Here is a 17,750-nt window from a genome sequence, read left to right as displayed (position 1 = left end):
AATTTGTAGATTTGTGCGTAGTAAAATGTAAAATTACTAAAAAATAAAAGCGTAGAAAAAACTAAATCATAAAGTTATGAAGAAAGTATTAGAAGGTGAATTAACTAGCCTTGCCCACAGCATTTTAAAAGCTAAAAACGATAATGTGCACGAATTAAAAGAAAAAGCCGGCTTACTTTATGAAAAACTTTGCGTGCTTGCCTTTGCCGAGAAACATTTTGCTGGAAAACAGCCTAATATAGGTAAAATGGCTTTTAAGAGTGCTTTTGAAACGGATTTAGATGAAGTTAGCTCAATTTCCGATACAGCGTCTGAAGCTGCAAAAGAAACAACTAGGTTAGAAAATACGGTAGAAAACGAAAATGCTGCAACTGAAAAGCCTGAAATAGAAAAAGAAATTCAAAAGACAGAAAATTCTAAACCAGTTGAAGCTTCTAAAGAAGATGATGAAAATTCTGCTCCAACTGAAGCTTCTTCAAATAAAAGCGAAACTTCAGCAGAAAAAGTTGAGCAAGAAACATTAATTGCGAACAAAAAAACTTCAATAAACCAAGAAAATTCTGCAGTTAAAGAAGCAAATTCAATTAAAAAAGAAGATAATCATCAATCCACAGCAGATGATTTATCTGAAGAAGATTTTGGGGTTCATTTCGATGAATTACCCGATTTTGAGCCCGCGTCTGCAAGCTCTTCTACTCAATTACCAACCCAAGAAGAAACTGAAATTGAGCAAACTACATCAGAACAAAAAGAAGAACAAAGCTTAAATGAAACTCAAGCTACACCTTCTAAAAATGAAAATAAAGTAGATGAAGACTCTACAATAGAAGAAGATAAGCCAAAGCCACAACGGACAATGGATTTATTTTCGCAAGAAAAAAAATCTTTAAACGATCAACTTAAAACAGAATTAAAAATTGGTTTAAACGATCGTTTAGCCTTTACTAAAAAACTATTTGAAGGAAACGTAGAAGCTTATCATCGTGTTATGGCTAAAATAAATGAGTTTTCGAACATTCAAGAAGCGAAAGTCTATTTAGAAAATCAAGTGAAACCAAGCTACAACTGGCATGAACATGAAGCCATAGAACAACGTTTTTTAGAGATTTTAGAAGCTAAATTGGCATAAGTATTGTATTTTCATGGCATGAAAAAATCATCTCCTTTTGTAATTTACAATGCGTCTGCTGGTTCAGGAAAAACCTTTACACTTACTGTAGATTATTTGTCTATTTTACTTTTAGCTAAAGATCCGTTTGCTTTTCAACGTATACTTGCCATTACTTTTACTAACAAGGCCGTAGGCGAAATGAAATCGCGTGTACTCGAACATTTAATTGCCTTTACTAAAACCGATATTAGTGAAGACAAAAAGCCACTTTACGAACAAGTAAAAGCAAAAACACAACTTACCGATAAAGACGTTTCGGAAAAATCGATTCAAATTTTAAGGCATTTACTTGCCAATTATGCAGGATTTGAAATTTCGACCATCGATGCTTTTACGCAGCGCATAATCCGCACTTTTGCCAAAGATTTGGGATTGAGTAATAATTTTGAAATTGAGCTCGAAACCCGTGTTGTTTTAGAAGAAGCTATAGATCGTGTTATTGATAAAGTTGGAGAAGATAAGCAACTAACTCAAATTTTAGTAGATTTTGCACTCGAAAAAACAGAAGATGATAAAAGCGGAAACATTGCCAAAGACGTTTTTGAAGCATCCGAATTACTGCTAAAAGAACAACACAGCAAACCAATTGATGCCTTACAGAAGCTTCCGTTAAACGCGTTTACAAAATACAAGGAAAAACTAAAAAAGAAAGAAAAACAGCTTTTAAACCAACTTTCTGAAACAGGAAAGCATTTTTTTAGTTTGCTTGGACAACATCAAATTGAAGTAGGTAGTTTTAAAGGAAGGTACATTCCTAATTATTTTAAAAAAGTTATTGAAGATTACACTAAACTTAGCTTTAAAGCCAAATGGCAAGCTGAAATTGAAACCACAAACTTCTACAACAAAACTACTGCTGAAGATCAAAAAACAAGTATTGAAGCTATTAAAGAAGAAATTGTTAAGCTTTACAAAAAAACAAAAAAACAGTTTTACGAGTTACAATATACAGGGAAAATAAAAAGCTACATTACACAAATTTCCTTACTCAATGTAGTGCAGAAAGAGATAAGTGAAATAAAATCTGAACGTAATTTAGTACTGATTTCCGACTTTAACAAAAAAATTAGCGAACAGGTAAAAGAACAACCCGCACCTTTTATTTATGAACGTTTAGGGGAGCGTTTTCAATATTATTTTATAGATGAATTTCAAGATACCTCTACTTTACAATGGGAAAATTTAATTCCGTTAGTCGAAGAAGCGCTTGTAAAAGAGCATCCAGAGTTCGGCCCAGGTAGTTTAAGCTTAATAGGAGATGCCAAACAATCTATTTATGCTTGGCGTGGTGGAGATGCCAAACAATTTATGCAGTTAAGCAAGGGCAATTCTCCATTTACCATAAAAAATGAAAATAAAGATTTAGATTTTAATTACCGAAGCGAACAAGAAATTATAAGCTTTAATAATGCGCTTTTTCAATTTGTTTCAACTTCTGTTCAAGTGCCTGAGGTACAAGAATTATATGCTAAGGCAAGTCAAGAATCGCCTAAAAAGCATCGAGCGGGTAAAGTAGAAATCGATTTCTCTATTTTAAAAAACAAAGAAGAAGCTCTAGAAGTTTTTCCAAAAAAAGTTGTGAGCAGCATTCAAAACCGGATTGCTTCAGAAGATGTAGAATACAAAGATTTTTGTGTTTTGGTCCGAAAAAAAGAACAAGGAATTGCCATAGCTAAAGCGCTAAACGATGAGCAAATTCCAATTATTTCTTCAGAAACCTTGCTCATAGCCAACAGCAAAGAAGTAGGTTTTATCTTATCGGTTTTATATTGTTTAGAAAACGAAAAAAACGAAGAAGAAGCTTATACTTTATTCACTTATTTATTAGCTGAAAAAAAGTTTAATGCTACAGAAAAACACATCTTTTTAGCTGAAGCTTTTCAACACAAAAAAACTTGGGAAAGCATTGAAGAATTAGGCTATTCATTTTCTCCTGAGCGCTGTAATGCGCTGCCTATTTACGATGCTGTAGAATATATTATACAATCGTTTATTACTCCCAGTAATGCCGATGCTTATATACAGTTTTTTTTAGACGAAGTTTTTGCATTTGCTAACAAGCAGGCTGGCGATATTCAGCTTTTTTTAACCTATTGGGAACGGGTTAAAAATACAAAAAGCATTAGTGCACCCGAAGTTGAAAATGCAGTACAAATCATGACAATTCATAAAAGTAAAGGATTGCAATTTCCTATTGTATTATATCCATTTGCTACCGAGCAACTGGATTACACCGATTTAGAAAAATTCTGGATTCCAACACAAAACGCATCAATGCCCTATGTTTTGGCTAGCGGAAAATCGACTATTTACAAAGATTTAGATAACGAGAAAGCCGAAATTTATAATACGCTAAAAGAAAAAGCTATATTTAACAGTATTAATTTGCTTTATGTAGCTTTAACAAGGGCTGCAAAAGAAATGTATATTTATACGGACTGTAAAGAAAATAAAAGTGGAATTAGCTTTACAAAAAATTCATTTGCTGCATTATTCAATGATTTTTTAATGGACCAAGGCCTTTGGAAAGAAAATCAATTGCATTATATAATTGGTGAAAATTATTTATTTACAAAACAAACTCATGCTGTAAAAAACAATTTGAGTTTACAATTTAACCAGCCTAACTTAAACATGGGCTTGCTAACCAATGCAGAATATTTATGGAATAATGAACTACAACTAGCTATAGAGCGTGGCAATATTTTACACGAACTTATGGCGAAAATAAATTTAAAAACCGATATACAAACAGCTATAGATCAGGCTACTTTATCGGGCTTAATTGCGTCAAACCAAGCAATAGCTTATAAAAAAAGCTTGCAACAAATTACAGAACATCCAAAATTAACTGCTTTTTTTGGTGAAGATTGGCAAGCTTTAAACGAGCAAGAAATTGCCTATAACAAACAACTTTTTAGACCAGATCGGCTTTGCTTAAAAGCAAATAAAGCAGTTCTTATCGACTACAAAACAGGAAGCCCGAATACAAAACATCAACAACAAATAAAGGATTATACTACTGCTGTAGAAGCCTTAGGCTACCAAGTTATTAAAAAACTATTGGTGTATTTAAATGATGAATTGCTTGTTGTAGAAGTGTAAAGTAGCATGAATGAGGTACACTACTCATAAATAAGCATTGTTGTTCGACAAGCTCAGCACAAATCGCATTAAGAAATAAGCAACAAAAATTTCTTGAATACAACAAAATAAAATATTCAAAAGCAAAGCAATAACTACATAAACTTTACTTTGCTCAAACTGAAACCAGTTCTTTTAATTTAAGCTGTCACTAAGTATAAATAATAAATTATACCAATTTAAATTTTAAATGTCGTTAAGAAAACGAAATTGCTTTTTGCTTATATAACGCTGTGAATGATTTGCATAGCAGCGCTACGCTAATTATGTACAAGGAAATAAAAGGAAAAATGATTAGTTGTACTAATTTGAATGTATAATGGCGTAACTTATTTGTGTGGGTACAATGCCGATGCATGTTTAAAGGGGCATTTATGCGTCATTTAAAATAACAATCGGTACTATATAGAAATATTTCATGTTTAAATTGGTATTAAGTTTTAATGTTTGTAGGGTTAAACTAGCTTCATTTAAAAAGGAATCGAAGTGTTTAGCTTAAGCTTTTAAAATATTGAAATATTTAATTTGGGATTTAAAATAGAAAAAATTTCTTCTTTTAACACCTTGTGGCTAAATATACCCATTGATGGGTATGTTTTTAGGCTACTAAGCATTGTAATTTTGTAGAATATTTTTAAGAATCACTATTCATCCGGAATATTTTTTTGTGAGACTTCATCCATAGACCAATGCTACAAAATCTCGCCTCAGTGCGAGATTTTGTTATTTGTAACCGATATTTGCTAAAAAATTAATTTTGAAAAAAGAAATCTATATCAATGGGTTTACTTCGATTTCTGCTTTAGGTACAACGGCAGAACAAGTTTGGAAATCTTACCAATCTTCGCATGCTTTTTTCGAAAAAAGGAAGTTTAAGCAAAAAGAATATTGGGTTTGTCCTATTTTAAAAGAGTCTGAAAAAGAAATTGAAAAGCTTCAAAAAGAAAAAAAAGCCTATTCTTATTTAGACAAATCTGTACTTTTAGCCTTGCTAGCCAGCCGCAAATTAATTGTTAGTTTTCAAGATAATGATGCGTTTTTATTTACGAATGCTGGAGTAAACATAGGTTCATCTCGTGGAGCAACACAATTATTCGAAAATTACCACAGTCAATTTATAAAAACAGGGATGGTTTCAAGTCGCACATCGCCATCAACAACCTTAGGAAATCTTTCGTCTTGGGTTGCACAAGATTTAGGATCAAGTGGTGTTGTAATTTCGCACTCCATAACTTGCTCTACGGCTTTACACGGAGTTTTAAACGCTATTGCTTGGCTAAAATCGGGCATGGCTTCAGAGTTTATTGTTGGCGGTACAGAAGCGCCCTTAACTAGTTTTACTTTAGCTCAATTAAAAGCCTTAAAACTATACAGCCAAGAAACCGAAAGTTTAGCTTGCAAAAGTTTATCGTTTCAAAAAACAAAAAACACTTTAGTTTTAGGTGAAGCGGCAAGCCTTTTTGCACTCTCTACAAAGCCAAAACACGCAAAAGCAAAAATTGTAGGTATAGGCTTTGCTAACGAACAAATTAAACATAGCATTGCAATTACTAGTGAAGCAAAATGCTTTCAAGATTCTATGCAAATGGCTCTACAACAGGCCAATATAAAACAAGTTGATGCAATTATTATGCATGCTCCTGGTTCTATTAAAGGAGATTTAGCAGAATTAAAAGCCATTGAAAAAAGCTTTGCAAAAATTCCCTTTTTAACCACAAATAAATGGAAAATCGGACACACATACGCGGCATCAGGTGCCATGAGCTTAGAATTAGCTTTGTTAATGCTTCAACAACAGGAGTGCATTGCTAATCCATTTTATAAAAATGCAGAAACACCCAAAAATCTCGATTATATTATGGTAAATGCAGTCGGTTTTGGTGGAAATGCTGTGAGCTTGATAATTAGTAAATTATAAATTCTTCAAGAGAATAATTCCAAATTCAATTTAATAAACTACATCTTTTATTACTTTTGAATTATTCAATACTTAATTACATGCAAAGACACGACTGGACTAAAGAAGAAATTTTAGCGATTTACAACAAGCCTTTAATGGATTTGTTATACGAAGCCGCAAGTATTCACAGAAAAGAACACAATCCAAATCAAGTACAAGTTTCTACTTTGCTGTCTATTAAAACAGGTGGTTGTCCTGAAGATTGTGGTTATTGCCCTCAAGCAGCTCGTTATCATACCGATATAGATGGAAATGATTTAATGAGTGTAAGCCAAGTGAAAGCTCAGGCTTTACGCGCAAAATCTACTGGTAGTTCTCGCGTTTGTATGGGTGCAGCTTGGCGAAATGTAAAAGATGGAGAAGAGTTTGAACAAGTCCTAGAAATGGTACGCACTATTAACAAACTAGATATGGAAGTTTGTTGTACACTAGGAATGATTACCGAAAATCAAGCTAAGCGTTTAGCTGAAGCTGGTTTATACGCCTACAATCATAATTTAGATTCGTCTGAAGAATACTATAAAGAAGTTATTTCTACGCGTGGATATGAAGACCGTTTAGAAACTTTAAATAATGTAAGAAAAACCAATGTTACGGTTTGTAGTGGTGGCATTATTGGCATGGGCGAAAACCTAGAAGACCGAGCTGGAATGTTAGTAGCATTGTCCAGTTTAAATCCACAACCTGAATCTGTACCCATTAATGCTTTGGTTCCTGTTGAAGGAACTCCATTAGCAGAACAAGACCGCGTATCTATTTGGGAAATGGTACGCATGGTGGCCACAACACGAATTGTCATGCCACAAACCCAAGTTCGGCTATCGGCTGGTCGAACCGATATGAGTAAAGAAGGACAAGCCTTGTGCTTTTTTGCAGGAGCCAATTCTATTTTTGCAGGAGATAAACTCTTAACCACTCCTAATCCTGATGTAAATGAAGATATGGAATTGTTTAAGTTGTTAGGCTTGGAACCCATGAAACCTTTTACCAAAAAATCGCAACCTGAATCGATCGATGCTAAGGAATCAAAATACAAAGCTTTAGGCGAAAAACCAAAATGGACTAGGCCCGGACATACGATTGAGCGAAATTTAGAAGCCAAAGAAAAAGGCAAAAACATAAAAACAAAAGCTTAAAATCTTTTATAAATATAAAGTTGGCTTTTAACACATTAAGGTTAAATCAAATTTTCTTTTTGTATTTTTGCAGAGTTGTTTAAGTACAACTTGAATGACTAAACCTGAACAAATGACTAAAACATTGAATCTAACCGAAATACCACGCGTAAAATCAATTACTAGTGAAGATTTTGTAGAGCAATATGTAAAGCCACAAAAACCTGTGGTTATTGAAAATTTAGCCAACAATTGGGAAGCTTTCGATTTATGGAGATTCGATTATTTTAAGGACATAGCAGGCAATATAGAAGTTCCACTTTACGACAATCGCCCCATTAGCCATAAAAACAAATTCAACGAACCGCATGCTAAAATGAAACTCAGCAAGTATGTTGATTTGTTAAAGTCTGAAAAAACTTCTTACCGTATATTTCTTTTCAATTTAATTAAAGAAGTACCCGAATTACAAAATCATTTTGAAGCGCCCAAACTCGGTATCAAGTTTTTAAAAGACTTACCATTTTTGTTCTTTGGCGCAAAAGATTCTAAAGTATTTATGCATTACGATATCGATTTTGCTAATATTTTACATGTGCATTTTGAAGGAAAAAAACGCTGTATTTTATTTCCTCCATCTGAAACTAAATACTTGTATAAAGTACCGAACTCCTTAGTTACCTTAAACGATATTGATTTTGATAATCCCGATTTTGAACGCTTTCCGGCTTTGCAACATGCCCAAGGAATGGTAACCGAACTGAATCACGGCGATACTTTATACATGCCCGAAGGTTACTGGCACCACATGCATTATTTAACACCAGGCTTTTCTATGAGTTTACGCGCTATTCCTAGAAGCGCAATGAATATTGGAAAAGCAGTTTACAATTTAGCAGTTATGCGAAATGTAGAAAACATAATGCGTAAACTTCGTGGTAAGGCTTGGATGAAGTACAAAGAAAAATTAGCCATGGAACGGACTAACCGATACGCAGACAAGCAGTAAATTTTTTAACTTAGTAGTTTAAACAATATTCAAAATATCGAATGCAATTACATCTTAGCCTTTAAAAGTATTTGAACTGTTGCTTGTATTACCTCTAATCTATTTGCCGTAAGGAAGGGATGCTAAGAACACAGAGAGCCTTTGAAAGTGGTATGAATAAATAAACCTTTTTAAGCTTCAACTTTTTTGAACTTACAAAAAGTGAAATTCTGAAGTGAACCTGAGGGTGTTTCGTGGTCTAGATTTTTGCATTCTATTTTTTCAAAATGATGTTGAAATGCAGAAGATAAACTTTCTTTAGAATACTGTTTGATTTCAATTCCACTGCACTTTTTGGGTCCTTTTTCCGAAAAAACACCAATAATTAAATGGCCTTGAGACTTAACAGATTGTTTTGTAGCCTTTATATAATTCGAAATGTCTTTATCGTTGGTAAGAAAGTGAAAAGCAGCACGGTCATGCCAAACATCGTATTCTTCGTCGGGTGTAAATTGAGTAACATCGCTTACAATCCAAGTTACTATTTTAGATTGTTCGCCAAGTCTTTTCTTCGCCCTTTCGATTGCTTTTTCTGAAATATCTAAGACACTAATATTTTTAAAGCCAGCTTTAAGTAAATAATCTACCAAAAAACTATCGCCACCACCAATATCGATAATTTTTGCTGTTTTAGGAAGTTTTAAAGCATCAAAAAACGCTAAAGAAGTATTTGGTTTGAGTTGGTACCAACTCACATCTTTCAACTCTTTGGTTTCGTATATATGGTTCCAATGTTTTGTCTTATCTGTAGTGTTCATATGCTTTGTTGAGTATTAAATCTAGCTATACATCATCAAAATCGATAATTATTTTGGCTGAAGTTGGATGCGCTTGGCAAGTTAAAATTAGCCCATCTTCAACTTCTTCATCGGTTAAAATTTGATTTTTTCGCATTTTAGCTTGGCCTTCTACTACTTTAGCTACGCAACTACTACAAATCCCACCTTGGCAAGAGTAGGGCGCGTCGATGTCTTCATGTAATGCCGCATCTAAAATAACATCTTGCTGATTCATACTAAATGTATAAGTCTCATCGTCTACACGAACTTCAATTTCAGAAAAACCTTCTTTAGCAACATCTTCGCCTTCTTCGGTTGAATGAAATAATTCAAAAGCAATGGCATCTTTTTCTACTCCGTTTTCTTGTAAAACTTCTTGGGTGTTGTAAATCATTTCTTCAGGACCACAAAGCAAATATTGCTTAAAAGTTACATTCGCATATTTATTTTTTAATACATAATTAATGGTAGACCTTTCTATTCTTCCAAATGTGTAATTTTCAGCTTGTTTTCTGCTATATATATATTCCACAAAAAAACGTTCAGGATGCTGTTGTTGTAAACTCAATAATTCTTCCAAAAACATGGTTTCTTTAGGAGAACGATTTCCATATACCAATACAAATTTGTGTTTGCCTTCTTTAAGAATTGTTTTAATCATAGAAAGAATCGGTGTAATTCCGCTACCCGCTGCAAAAGCAATGTAAGTAGTTTCTTTCTCTGAAGCTTCAAGTAAAAAGTTTCCTTCTGGAGAAAAAACATCTACTGGTTCTCCAACTTTTAAATCTTGATTGGCATAAGAAGAAAAGATTCCACCTTCTAATTCTTTAATGGCTACAGCTAAGTCTTCATTAGGTGAAGCACAAATAGAGTATGATCTTCTAACGGTTTCGCCTTTTATTTTCGTTTCTAAATTTACATATTGACCCGATTTAAACTTAAATTCTTCCTTAAGCGCTTGGGGTACTTCAAAAACCAATTGCACCGCTTTTTCAGTTTCTCTTATTATATCTTTTATCTTTAAAGAATACGACTTGCTCATTTTCTATTTTTTTACAAAAATAATAGCTTTTAGATGTCTACATTCCTTTTTATTAAAAAAATAGGGCTTATTTAAGGTGCAGATTATAAACGTGAATAATAAACTAAATCTATTGAATTTATAGTTGAATGTAATATTATTGTAAACTTAAATTGACAAAAATTCCCCATGCGTATTCTTTTTATAAGCTGTATAACTTTATTGAGTTTAACAGCTCTACAAGCTCAAAATAAAACTAAACTTTCTAAAGCAAACCGAGTAGACGATTATATTATTTATAATGAAATTTATGAGAATCAGTTTAAAATGGTGCTTCAAGATTATCGAAAAAGCATTGTGTTAGATTCGGTTTGGAAAAATAAACTAAACAATAATTTACTTTTTAATGAAGTTGAAAAGGCAAGAAAGTTAGCTATACAAGATACTTTTTTATTAGAAGTTGAAGATCAAGTCCTAAAAGAAAGAATAAACGAATTAAACAAAAGAACTCCATTTGATATTGAATATACATCAAGTTTGGCAAGTGTAATTGGTTTCTATTTAGGAAGAGATGCCAAAACCACACAAGATTTAATTGAGCTAAGTCATTTTTACTTTCCTTTATTTGAAGAAGTTTTTGATCGATACAACATTCCACTTGAAATGAAATATTTAGCGGTAGTAGAATCGGCTTTAAACCCTAAGGCGAAATCGCCAGTTGGTGCCACCGGTATTTGGCAGTTTATGTATCCTACTGGCAGAATGATGGATTTAGAAGTGAGCAGTTATGTCGACGAACGCATGGATCCTATAAAATCAACTGAAGCTGCTGCGAAATATTTGAAGCAACTCTATGGTATTTTTGGCGATTGGGATTTGGCTTTAGCCGCTTACAATTCCGGCCCAGGAAATGTAAATAAGGCCATAAGAAGAAGTGGTGGAAAAACGAATTATTGGGAAATAAGACGCTATTTACCAAGAGAAACAGCGGGTTATGTTCCTTCATTTCAAGCTGTAATGTATTTGTTTGAATATGCTGAAGCACATGGGTTTTCAAAAGCAATTCCACCTGAAAGTTACTTCACTACAGATACCATTCAAACCAAAGGATTATTAGAATTAGAAAAAGTAGCCCAATATTTAAACATAGACGAAACTTGGCTTCAGTTTTTAAATCCGAGTTATAAATTGGGCATAGTTCCCGATGATGCTGAACGAAATTACTATTTGCGTTTGCCTTTACTAGAAACCGGTGTTTTTGTAAGCAATGAAGATGAAATTTATGGCTATCAAGAATTTCAACTATCTGCCGAAAAAAAACAACTTCCTGCTTATGTAAAAACTTCTGACCAAATTACGTATCGTGTACGGTCAGGCGATTTTTTAGGAAGCATTGCCAACCGATACGGAGTTCGGGTAAGCAATATTAAGCGATGGAATAATTTGCGTTCCGATCGGTTGCGTATTGGCCAGCGGTTGCGTATTCATCCTAAAAATTTAACAGCTGTAGCTTCAACTGAAACGCAACATACTTCCAAAGAAGAAAAAAATATTTCAGCTGAAAAAGAAACTTCTGCAGATGAAAATTTTCAAACCTACATCGTTCAACAAGGCGATTCTTTGTGGAAAATTGCTCGCAAATTTCCAGAAGTAAGCATCAAGGAAATCAAAGAAAAAAATCAACTCAAAAGTATTCGTTTACAGCCTGGGATGGAGTTGAAGATTTAGGTTTTTGCTAAAATTAAATCCTTTTTTTAACTGTAAAATCTAATGTTATTTACTTAGAGTGAGCTCATTTGAAATTTATGAACCTCCTGTTTAAATCTTACGTAAGTAAATTGAACATAAAAAATAATAACTATGAAAAATGCAAGATTTAATTTTGTAATGATTTTAAGTTTAGTGGTAACATAACTAAGCTTTGGACAAACTAATATGATTGGTGTAGCTGAAATGTATCCTACTAAAAAAATTGTTGAAAACGCAGTAAACTCAAAAGATCACACTACCTTAGTTGCAGCGGTAAAGGCGGCAGATTTAGTTGAAACTTTATCTAGTGATGGTCCTTTTACTGTTTTTGCACCCATAAATAAAGCTTTTGATGCTTTACCTAAAGGAACTTTAGAAAGTTTACCAAAACCAAAAAACAAAGCTAAACTTCAAGTGGTATTAACTTACCATATCATTGCTGGCGATTATAAAACTAAAGATGTTGTAGCTGCTATAAAAAAAGGAAATGGAAAAGCTCAAATCAAAACCGTACAAGGCGGAACTTTAACTTTGATGTTAGACGGTAATGCCGTAAAAATTAAAGATGCAGCGGGTAATGTAGCGACTGTGACTATTGCAGATGTAAATCAGTGCAATGGTGTAATTCATGTAATAGATAAAGTTTTATTGCCGTAAAGCAAATATGTTGCTAATTCTTTGTAAGTCAAGCCTTGGAGCATTATCAAGAAATACGGAACACAAAAACGCAGTTCTCGATAACCATTTCTTGTAGAAGTGCACCGCCGATGCTATTTAATCAATTGTCTTTTTTGTTTTAGTATCGAGCGGAGTCGAGAACCATCCACATCTCGACTCCGCTCGAACTTGAAACAAAATAAAAATATCCCTCCCTTATAAGTGAAACTCCAAAAACTAAAATTAGTCGGTTTTTGAAGAACATGCGCCACGAATTAAGCATCGACATTTGTTAAAAATTAAAATCAATTCAACAATTTATTTTAGTGAGTTGAAATAAAATATACTTTTGAACCGAAATGAAAAAAAATAACAAAACATATTACTATTATCAATCTGCCGAAATAAGTAGAATGGAATAGTTGTATGTAAATTATAAACTTAATCCCGATTCTACTTAGAGTCGGGATTTTTTATTTTAAAGCCTTATGCAACAAGAAATGAACAACTACACCACAGAAGATTTATGGGTTTGGAAAACACTCTTTGAGCGCCAAGTAAAAAACATTCCGAATAAAGCTTCAAGCTTATATTTAAAAGCTTTAAATGAAATGGAACCGGTTTTGAATGCAGACGAAATTCCTGATTTCAACAAATTGAATGCCTTTTTTGAAAATACTACTGGCTGGCAAATTGAAGTCGTTCCTGGATTGATTGAAGTGGAAGATTTTTTTAGGTTGTTAGCCGAAAAAAAGTTTTGTTCTTCGACTTGGTTGCGCGATAAAAACAGCTTAGATTATTTAGAAGAGCCCGATATGTTTCATGATATTTTTGGACATATCCCGCTTTTGAGTCAACCGGTTTTTTCAAATTTTGTTCACAAATTTGGAAAGTTAGGTTTAGCTCATATTCACGATAAAGAGAAACTTTTAGAATTACAGCGGTTGTATTGGTTTACTATAGAATTTGGTGTAATTCAAGAAAAAGGAAAAATTAAATCCTACGGTGCTGGAATTTTATCTTCTTATGGAGAAACCAACCAAATTGATGAGGGCAAGGCCAATTTTTTAGTTTTTAATGAAGCTGAAGTTTTTCAGAAAGTATTTCGAACCGACATTATGCAAGAAGATTATTTTGTGATTTCGAATTTTAATGAATTATTGAATTGTATGCAAACTAAAGTAGAGACGCAAGTTTAAAAAGGTAAGATGTTGTAGTTTAGGGTTTCAACTCATGTAGAGCAATTGATTGATGTTATAAAAAAAGATAAATATGCGTGTTTTTTGGGTAATTAAAATTTGAAAGTTTAATAAGCTAAAATTCAGAATGAACTATCATTTTCTAAAAAAATAAGGAATATATAAGCTTAACTTAACTTTGATGAATTCATTTTCCATTAATTTTGAATAAATTTCTATATAAAATGAACCGAAGAAAGTTTTTTAAAAATGGTGCACTTGCCACTGCTGGAGTTGGCTTGCTAGGTGCGTGTAATCAAACAGAGCAAATTACTAGGCTTGAGCAAACTAGCAATAAAAAAGCAAAAAACATTATCTTTTTAGTTAGCGATGGCATGAGCCAAGGAACACTAACTATGGCTGATACATTAAAACAACGCATGTATGGAAAAGCTTCGGTTTGGCTAGATTTGTATAGAAATAACAAAGTACAGCGTGCTTTAATGGATATGGCTTCCGAAAGTTCTTTGGTTACCGATTCTGCTGCTGCTGCTTCATCTTGGGGTGGTGGTCATCGCATTCCCAATGGTGGAATTAATGTAGGTCGTGGTGGTGTTGAGCACAAACCCATTTGGCAAAAATTTTTACAGGCTGGGAAAAAAGCAGGAATTGTTACCACTGTTCCAATTACACACGCTACACCAGCAGGATTTTGTATAAATAGCACAAGTAGAAACGACCAAGAAGGCATAGCCGAAAAATACCTCAACTTAGGTTTAAGTGTAATGTTAGGCGGTGGCCAAGATTATTTTGATACGAGCTCTCGAAAAGATGGAAAGAACTTATACCAAGCTTTCAGCGATAAAAATTATACCGTAGTAAACAACCGAATTGATATGCTTAATTCGGCTAATACAAAGCTTTTAGGTGTTTTCGATTCAAGTGGTTTGGCTTACAGCTTAGATCGAAATAATGATAAAGCTATTGAAAAACAAACCCCAACTTTAGCAGAAATGACCCAAAAAGCTATCGATGTAATGAAGTCTTCAGAAGAAGGTTTTGTTTTACAAGTTGAAGGTGGAAAGGTAGATTGGGCAGCGCATGCCAACGACGCTGGTGCTTTAATTTACGACCAAATGGCTTTTGATGATGCGGTTGAAGTAGCTATAAATTTTGCCGAAAAAGACGAAGAAACTTTGGTAATTATTACTACTGACCATGGAAACTCGAACCCTGGTATAATGTACGGAAAAGATGTAAATACAAATTTTGACCGCTTGCAAAGCTTCAAACATTCTAATGATTGGATTTTACAAGAAATTACAAAAAATGATACGGTAGAACAAGTTCGTGAACGAGTTGAATACGCCAATAACTTCGGAATTAGTAAAGCTCAAGCACAGTCTATTTTAGATTATTACAAAGGTTTAGAAAAGCCAGAGCAAGGACTTTATAATTATAAAAAGCTACCTTTTAAGCTCTTATCAGAAATACAACAAGCTTACCATTCGGTGGGTTGGATTAGCACAAATCATTCGGGTGATTTTGTTGAATTGGCCATGTATGGACCGTATAGCGACCAATTAAATACGTTTGTGCGCAATACAGATTTGCATAATTTTATGTTGAAAGCAGCTGAAGTTGAAGATTTTGCAACTTACTAATGCTTAATACGTTAAATTTTAGTTTATTGATTTTATTTTAAGATTACTCCAAGCTTTTCGTTTTATTTTTAAATAAAAAAGCTATGAAACTTTCGGCAATTTCTTTTGTAATTATTACAACACTTATTTTGATAACTGTAAGTATAATGGCAGCTATGGATTTAAGTTTTTCATGGGTGTTTTTTCTAACCTTAATCGGTCAGATATTGTTAATTTATACTGTTTACAGGGTTTTAATTGATAACTATAACACCGATAAAACCTTTGAAGATTGGTACGAAGATCAACCTATTGAAAGAGATTAGTTCAGTTTAAAAGTGCCCCTAATGCACGAATTTTATACAAAACATATTCGTGTATTCGTGACTAATTATTTTTATTCTAAACCACTGAATTTTGTTTATAGTTACTTGAAAATATACCACTAATATACTAATTTTAATTTATTTGTTAATCGTGATTAAGTGTTTTTTAAACGCACATCACGCAAACGCAACTGCAAGTTTATTTTATTATTCCATTCATTTTCTTCGATACTGTAAATGGCTTCAAACGGAAGTTTATGGTTAATTTTATCTGTATGTTTTCCTAAATTAAAACCAATTGCAGATAATTTTTCTTGCTTTGAGTGTTGGTAAACTGCGCATTTTAAATGTTCTTCATTTTTTCCAACGCCTTTGGCGTAGCCTGTATCTTTTAAATTTTTACTGTAAAATAACGGACTCATATTACCAGGACCAAAGGGCGCAAACTGCTTCAGGATTCGGTAAAATTTAGGTGTAATATCTGCTAAATTTAGCTCTAAGTCGTAATTTAATTTGGGTTGAAGCTGCTCAGGTTGAATGCTGTTTTTTACTACTTCTTCGAACTTAGCTTTAAATTTTGAATAATTTTTTTCTTCTAAAGTTAAACCTGCAGCGTATTTGTGTCCGCCAAATTGCTCAATAAACTCAGCGCTTGCTTCTAATGCATTGTAAATATCAAATCCTTTAACCGAACGTGCTGAAGCAGCTAATTTATCACCACTTTTGGTAAACACCAAGGTTGGTCGATAATAGGTTTCGGTTAACCTGCTAGCCACAATACCAATTACACCCTTATGCCAATGTTCCTGATACACAACCGATGTAAATTGCTTTTGTTCTTGTTTTGCTTCAATTAAAGCTAAAGCTTCTGCAGTTATATTTTGGTCGGTTTCTCTTCGGTCTGCATTGTATTTTTCGATAGCAGCAGCAAATTCTTCGGCTTGTTGTAGGTCTTCTTCAATAAGTAATTCTACAGCATGTAAACCGTGTTTCATTCTGCCAGCTGCATTAATTCTCGGACCAATAATAAAAACCACATCGGTAATAGTTAATTCTTTTTTGTTGGTAAGCTGAATTATAGCTTGAAATCCTGGTCTAGGTTTTTGATTAATTTGTTTTAATCCATGAAAAGCAAGAATGCGATTTTCTCCAGTTATCGGTACAATATCTGAACCTATTGCCGTGGCAACCAAATCTAAATATGGAATTAATTCGTTAAATTCTTTATTTTCTTTTTCATGAAAAGCTTGCAGTAATTTAAAACCAACTCCACAGCCACAAAGTTCTTTATATGGATAACTACAATCTTTTTGTTTGGGATCTAAAACTGCAACAGCAGCTGGAATTTCAGCTCCAGGTCGGTGATGGTCGCAAATTATAAAATCGATACCTTTTTCTTTAGCATAGGCTACTTTTTCGATAGCTTTTATGCCGCAATCTAAAGCAATTATTAAGCTAATTTCGTTATCATGAGCAAAATCAATTCCCTGATAAGAAACACCATAACCTTCTTGATAGCGATCGGGAATATAGGGTGTAATGTGCGGATAAATTTTACTAAAATAAGCATACAAAAGCGCCACGCTCGTAGTCCCATCTACATCGTAATCTCCATAAATTAAAATACGTTCTTGGCTTATAATTGCTTTTTGAATACGCTCTACCGCAACTTGCATTCCTTTCATTAACCAAGGAGAATACAATTGGTTAAGATTGGGTCGGAAAAAATCTTTTGCTTCTTGAAAAGTTGAAATATTGCGTTGTGCTAGTAAACAAGCTATATTGTAATCTACTTGAAGTGCTTCTTGAAGCTGTGCAATAGTTTCTTTTTTAGGTGAAGGCTTAGCGGTCCATTTCATAATTTATTGCATTTAACTGGTTATTTAATTTTTGAAAGCTGTGTCTTAAACTAGGTGTATTTTACTTCTGTTGTTTGTTTTTTTTTTAATGAAATTTATG

The 17,750-nt window shown here is 33.3% G+C and carries 12 protein-coding genes and 1 pseudogene; 10 read left to right on the top strand and 3 right to left on the bottom strand.

Annotation, left to right across the window (positions count from 1 at the left end):
* Positions 1-76: 76 nt before the first annotated feature.
* The 5 genes from IEV63_RS06865 to IEV63_RS06845 all read left to right on the top strand — a co-directional run bounded on the left by IEV63_RS06865 (position 77) and on the right by IEV63_RS06845 (position 8,399).
* Positions 77-1,129 carry a DUF8457 domain-containing protein gene (locus IEV63_RS06865; protein WP_188406057.1) on the top strand — a complete coding sequence of 351 codons (1,053 nt, stop codon included), beginning with the start codon at positions 77-79 and terminating at the stop codon, positions 1,127-1,129.
* An 18-nt stretch (positions 1,130-1,147) separates the two neighbouring features.
* Entirely contained in the window at positions 1,148-4,276 is a 3,129-nt protein-coding gene (locus tag IEV63_RS06860) for a UvrD-helicase domain-containing protein (protein ID WP_188406056.1), read from the top strand.
* A gap of 796 nt (positions 4,277-5,072) precedes the next feature.
* Positions 5,073-6,233 (top strand): beta-ketoacyl synthase N-terminal-like domain-containing protein, encoded by a 1,161-nt coding sequence (locus IEV63_RS06855; RefSeq protein ID WP_188406055.1) that lies wholly within the window; start codon positions 5,073-5,075, stop codon positions 6,231-6,233.
* Between the two features lie 80 nt (positions 6,234-6,313).
* A complete protein-coding gene (gene bioB / locus IEV63_RS06850; RefSeq protein ID WP_188406054.1) occupies positions 6,314-7,411 on the top strand; it encodes a biotin synthase BioB in 1,098 nt (365 codons plus the stop codon).
* Positions 7,412-7,523: 112 nt separating this feature from the next.
* On the top strand, positions 7,524-8,399 hold the full coding sequence (locus IEV63_RS06845) for a cupin-like domain-containing protein (protein WP_188406053.1): 876 nt from the start codon (positions 7,524-7,526) through the stop codon (positions 8,397-8,399).
* Positions 8,400-8,569: 170 nt separating this feature from the next.
* Here the strand turns inward: IEV63_RS06845 and IEV63_RS06840 are convergent, their stop codons facing one another.
* Both IEV63_RS06840 and IEV63_RS06835 read right to left on the bottom strand, forming a co-directional pair.
* Complete coding sequence (locus IEV63_RS06840) at positions 8,570-9,196, bottom strand: class I SAM-dependent methyltransferase (protein ID WP_188406052.1); 627 nt, start codon at positions 9,194-9,196, stop codon at positions 8,570-8,572.
* A gap of 25 nt (positions 9,197-9,221) precedes the next feature.
* Positions 9,222-10,259 (bottom strand): ferredoxin--NADP reductase, encoded by a 1,038-nt coding sequence (locus tag IEV63_RS06835; protein WP_188406051.1) that lies wholly within the window; start codon positions 10,257-10,259, stop codon positions 9,222-9,224.
* Positions 10,260-10,427: 168 nt separating this feature from the next.
* Here IEV63_RS06835 and IEV63_RS06830 point away from each other — a divergent pair, with 168 nt between their 5' ends.
* The 5 genes and pseudogenes from IEV63_RS06830 to IEV63_RS06810 all read left to right on the top strand — a co-directional run bounded on the left by IEV63_RS06830 (position 10,428) and on the right by IEV63_RS06810 (position 15,791).
* Positions 10,428-11,966 (top strand): lytic transglycosylase domain-containing protein, encoded by a 1,539-nt coding sequence (locus IEV63_RS06830; RefSeq protein ID WP_188406050.1) that lies wholly within the window; start codon positions 10,428-10,430, stop codon positions 11,964-11,966.
* 159 nt (positions 11,967-12,125) lie between these two features.
* Positions 12,126-12,644 (top strand): annotated as a pseudogene (locus IEV63_RS06825) (fasciclin domain-containing protein).
* Between the two features lie 488 nt (positions 12,645-13,132).
* Positions 13,133-13,843, top strand: a complete 711-nt coding sequence (locus IEV63_RS06820) for a phenylalanine-4-hydroxylase (RefSeq protein WP_188406048.1) — start codon at positions 13,133-13,135, stop codon at positions 13,841-13,843.
* Positions 13,844-14,067: 224 nt separating this feature from the next.
* On the top strand, positions 14,068-15,486 hold the full coding sequence (locus IEV63_RS06815; RefSeq protein ID WP_188406047.1) for an alkaline phosphatase: 1,419 nt from the start codon (positions 14,068-14,070) through the stop codon (positions 15,484-15,486).
* A gap of 83 nt (positions 15,487-15,569) precedes the next feature.
* Positions 15,570-15,791, top strand: coding sequence for a hypothetical protein (locus IEV63_RS06810; RefSeq protein ID WP_188406046.1), 222 nt, complete (start codon positions 15,570-15,572; stop codon positions 15,789-15,791).
* A gap of 155 nt (positions 15,792-15,946) precedes the next feature.
* Here the strand turns inward: IEV63_RS06810 and recJ are convergent, their stop codons facing one another.
* Positions 15,947-17,650 carry a single-stranded-DNA-specific exonuclease RecJ gene (gene recJ, locus IEV63_RS06805; protein ID WP_188406045.1) on the bottom strand — a complete coding sequence of 568 codons (1,704 nt, stop codon included), beginning with the start codon at positions 17,648-17,650 and terminating at the stop codon, positions 15,947-15,949.
* Between the last annotated feature and the right edge of the window lie 100 nt (positions 17,651-17,750).

Source organism: Psychroflexus salis, assembly GCF_014640175.1.
In the GTDB taxonomy this organism is placed as follows: domain Bacteria; phylum Bacteroidota; class Bacteroidia; order Flavobacteriales; family Flavobacteriaceae; genus Psychroflexus; species Psychroflexus salis.
This window is presented reverse-complemented; position numbering and strand designations above follow the sequence as displayed.

Coding starts and splice junctions, on each gene's coding strand:
- IEV63_RS06840 (WP_188406052.1), bottom strand. CDS start 9,196: ATGAACACTACAGATAAGACAAAACATTGGAACCATATATACGAAACC.
- recJ (WP_188406045.1), bottom strand. CDS start 17,650: ATGAAATGGACCGCTAAGCCTTCACCTAAAAAAGAAACTATTGCACAG.
- IEV63_RS06835 (WP_188406051.1), bottom strand. CDS start 10,259: ATGAGCAAGTCGTATTCTTTAAAGATAAAAGATATAATAAGAGAAACT.
- IEV63_RS06810 (WP_188406046.1), top strand. CDS start 15,570: ATGAAACTTTCGGCAATTTCTTTTGTAATTATTACAACACTTATTTTG.
- IEV63_RS06860 (WP_188406056.1), top strand. CDS start 1,148: ATGAAAAAATCATCTCCTTTTGTAATTTACAATGCGTCTGCTGGTTCA.
- IEV63_RS06865 (WP_188406057.1), top strand. CDS start 77: ATGAAGAAAGTATTAGAAGGTGAATTAACTAGCCTTGCCCACAGCATT.
- IEV63_RS06820 (WP_188406048.1), top strand. CDS start 13,133: ATGCAACAAGAAATGAACAACTACACCACAGAAGATTTATGGGTTTGG.
- IEV63_RS06815 (WP_188406047.1), top strand. CDS start 14,068: ATGAACCGAAGAAAGTTTTTTAAAAATGGTGCACTTGCCACTGCTGGA.
- IEV63_RS06845 (WP_188406053.1), top strand. CDS start 7,524: ATGACTAAAACATTGAATCTAACCGAAATACCACGCGTAAAATCAATT.
- bioB (WP_188406054.1), top strand. CDS start 6,314: ATGCAAAGACACGACTGGACTAAAGAAGAAATTTTAGCGATTTACAAC.
- IEV63_RS06830 (WP_188406050.1), top strand. CDS start 10,428: ATGCGTATTCTTTTTATAAGCTGTATAACTTTATTGAGTTTAACAGCT.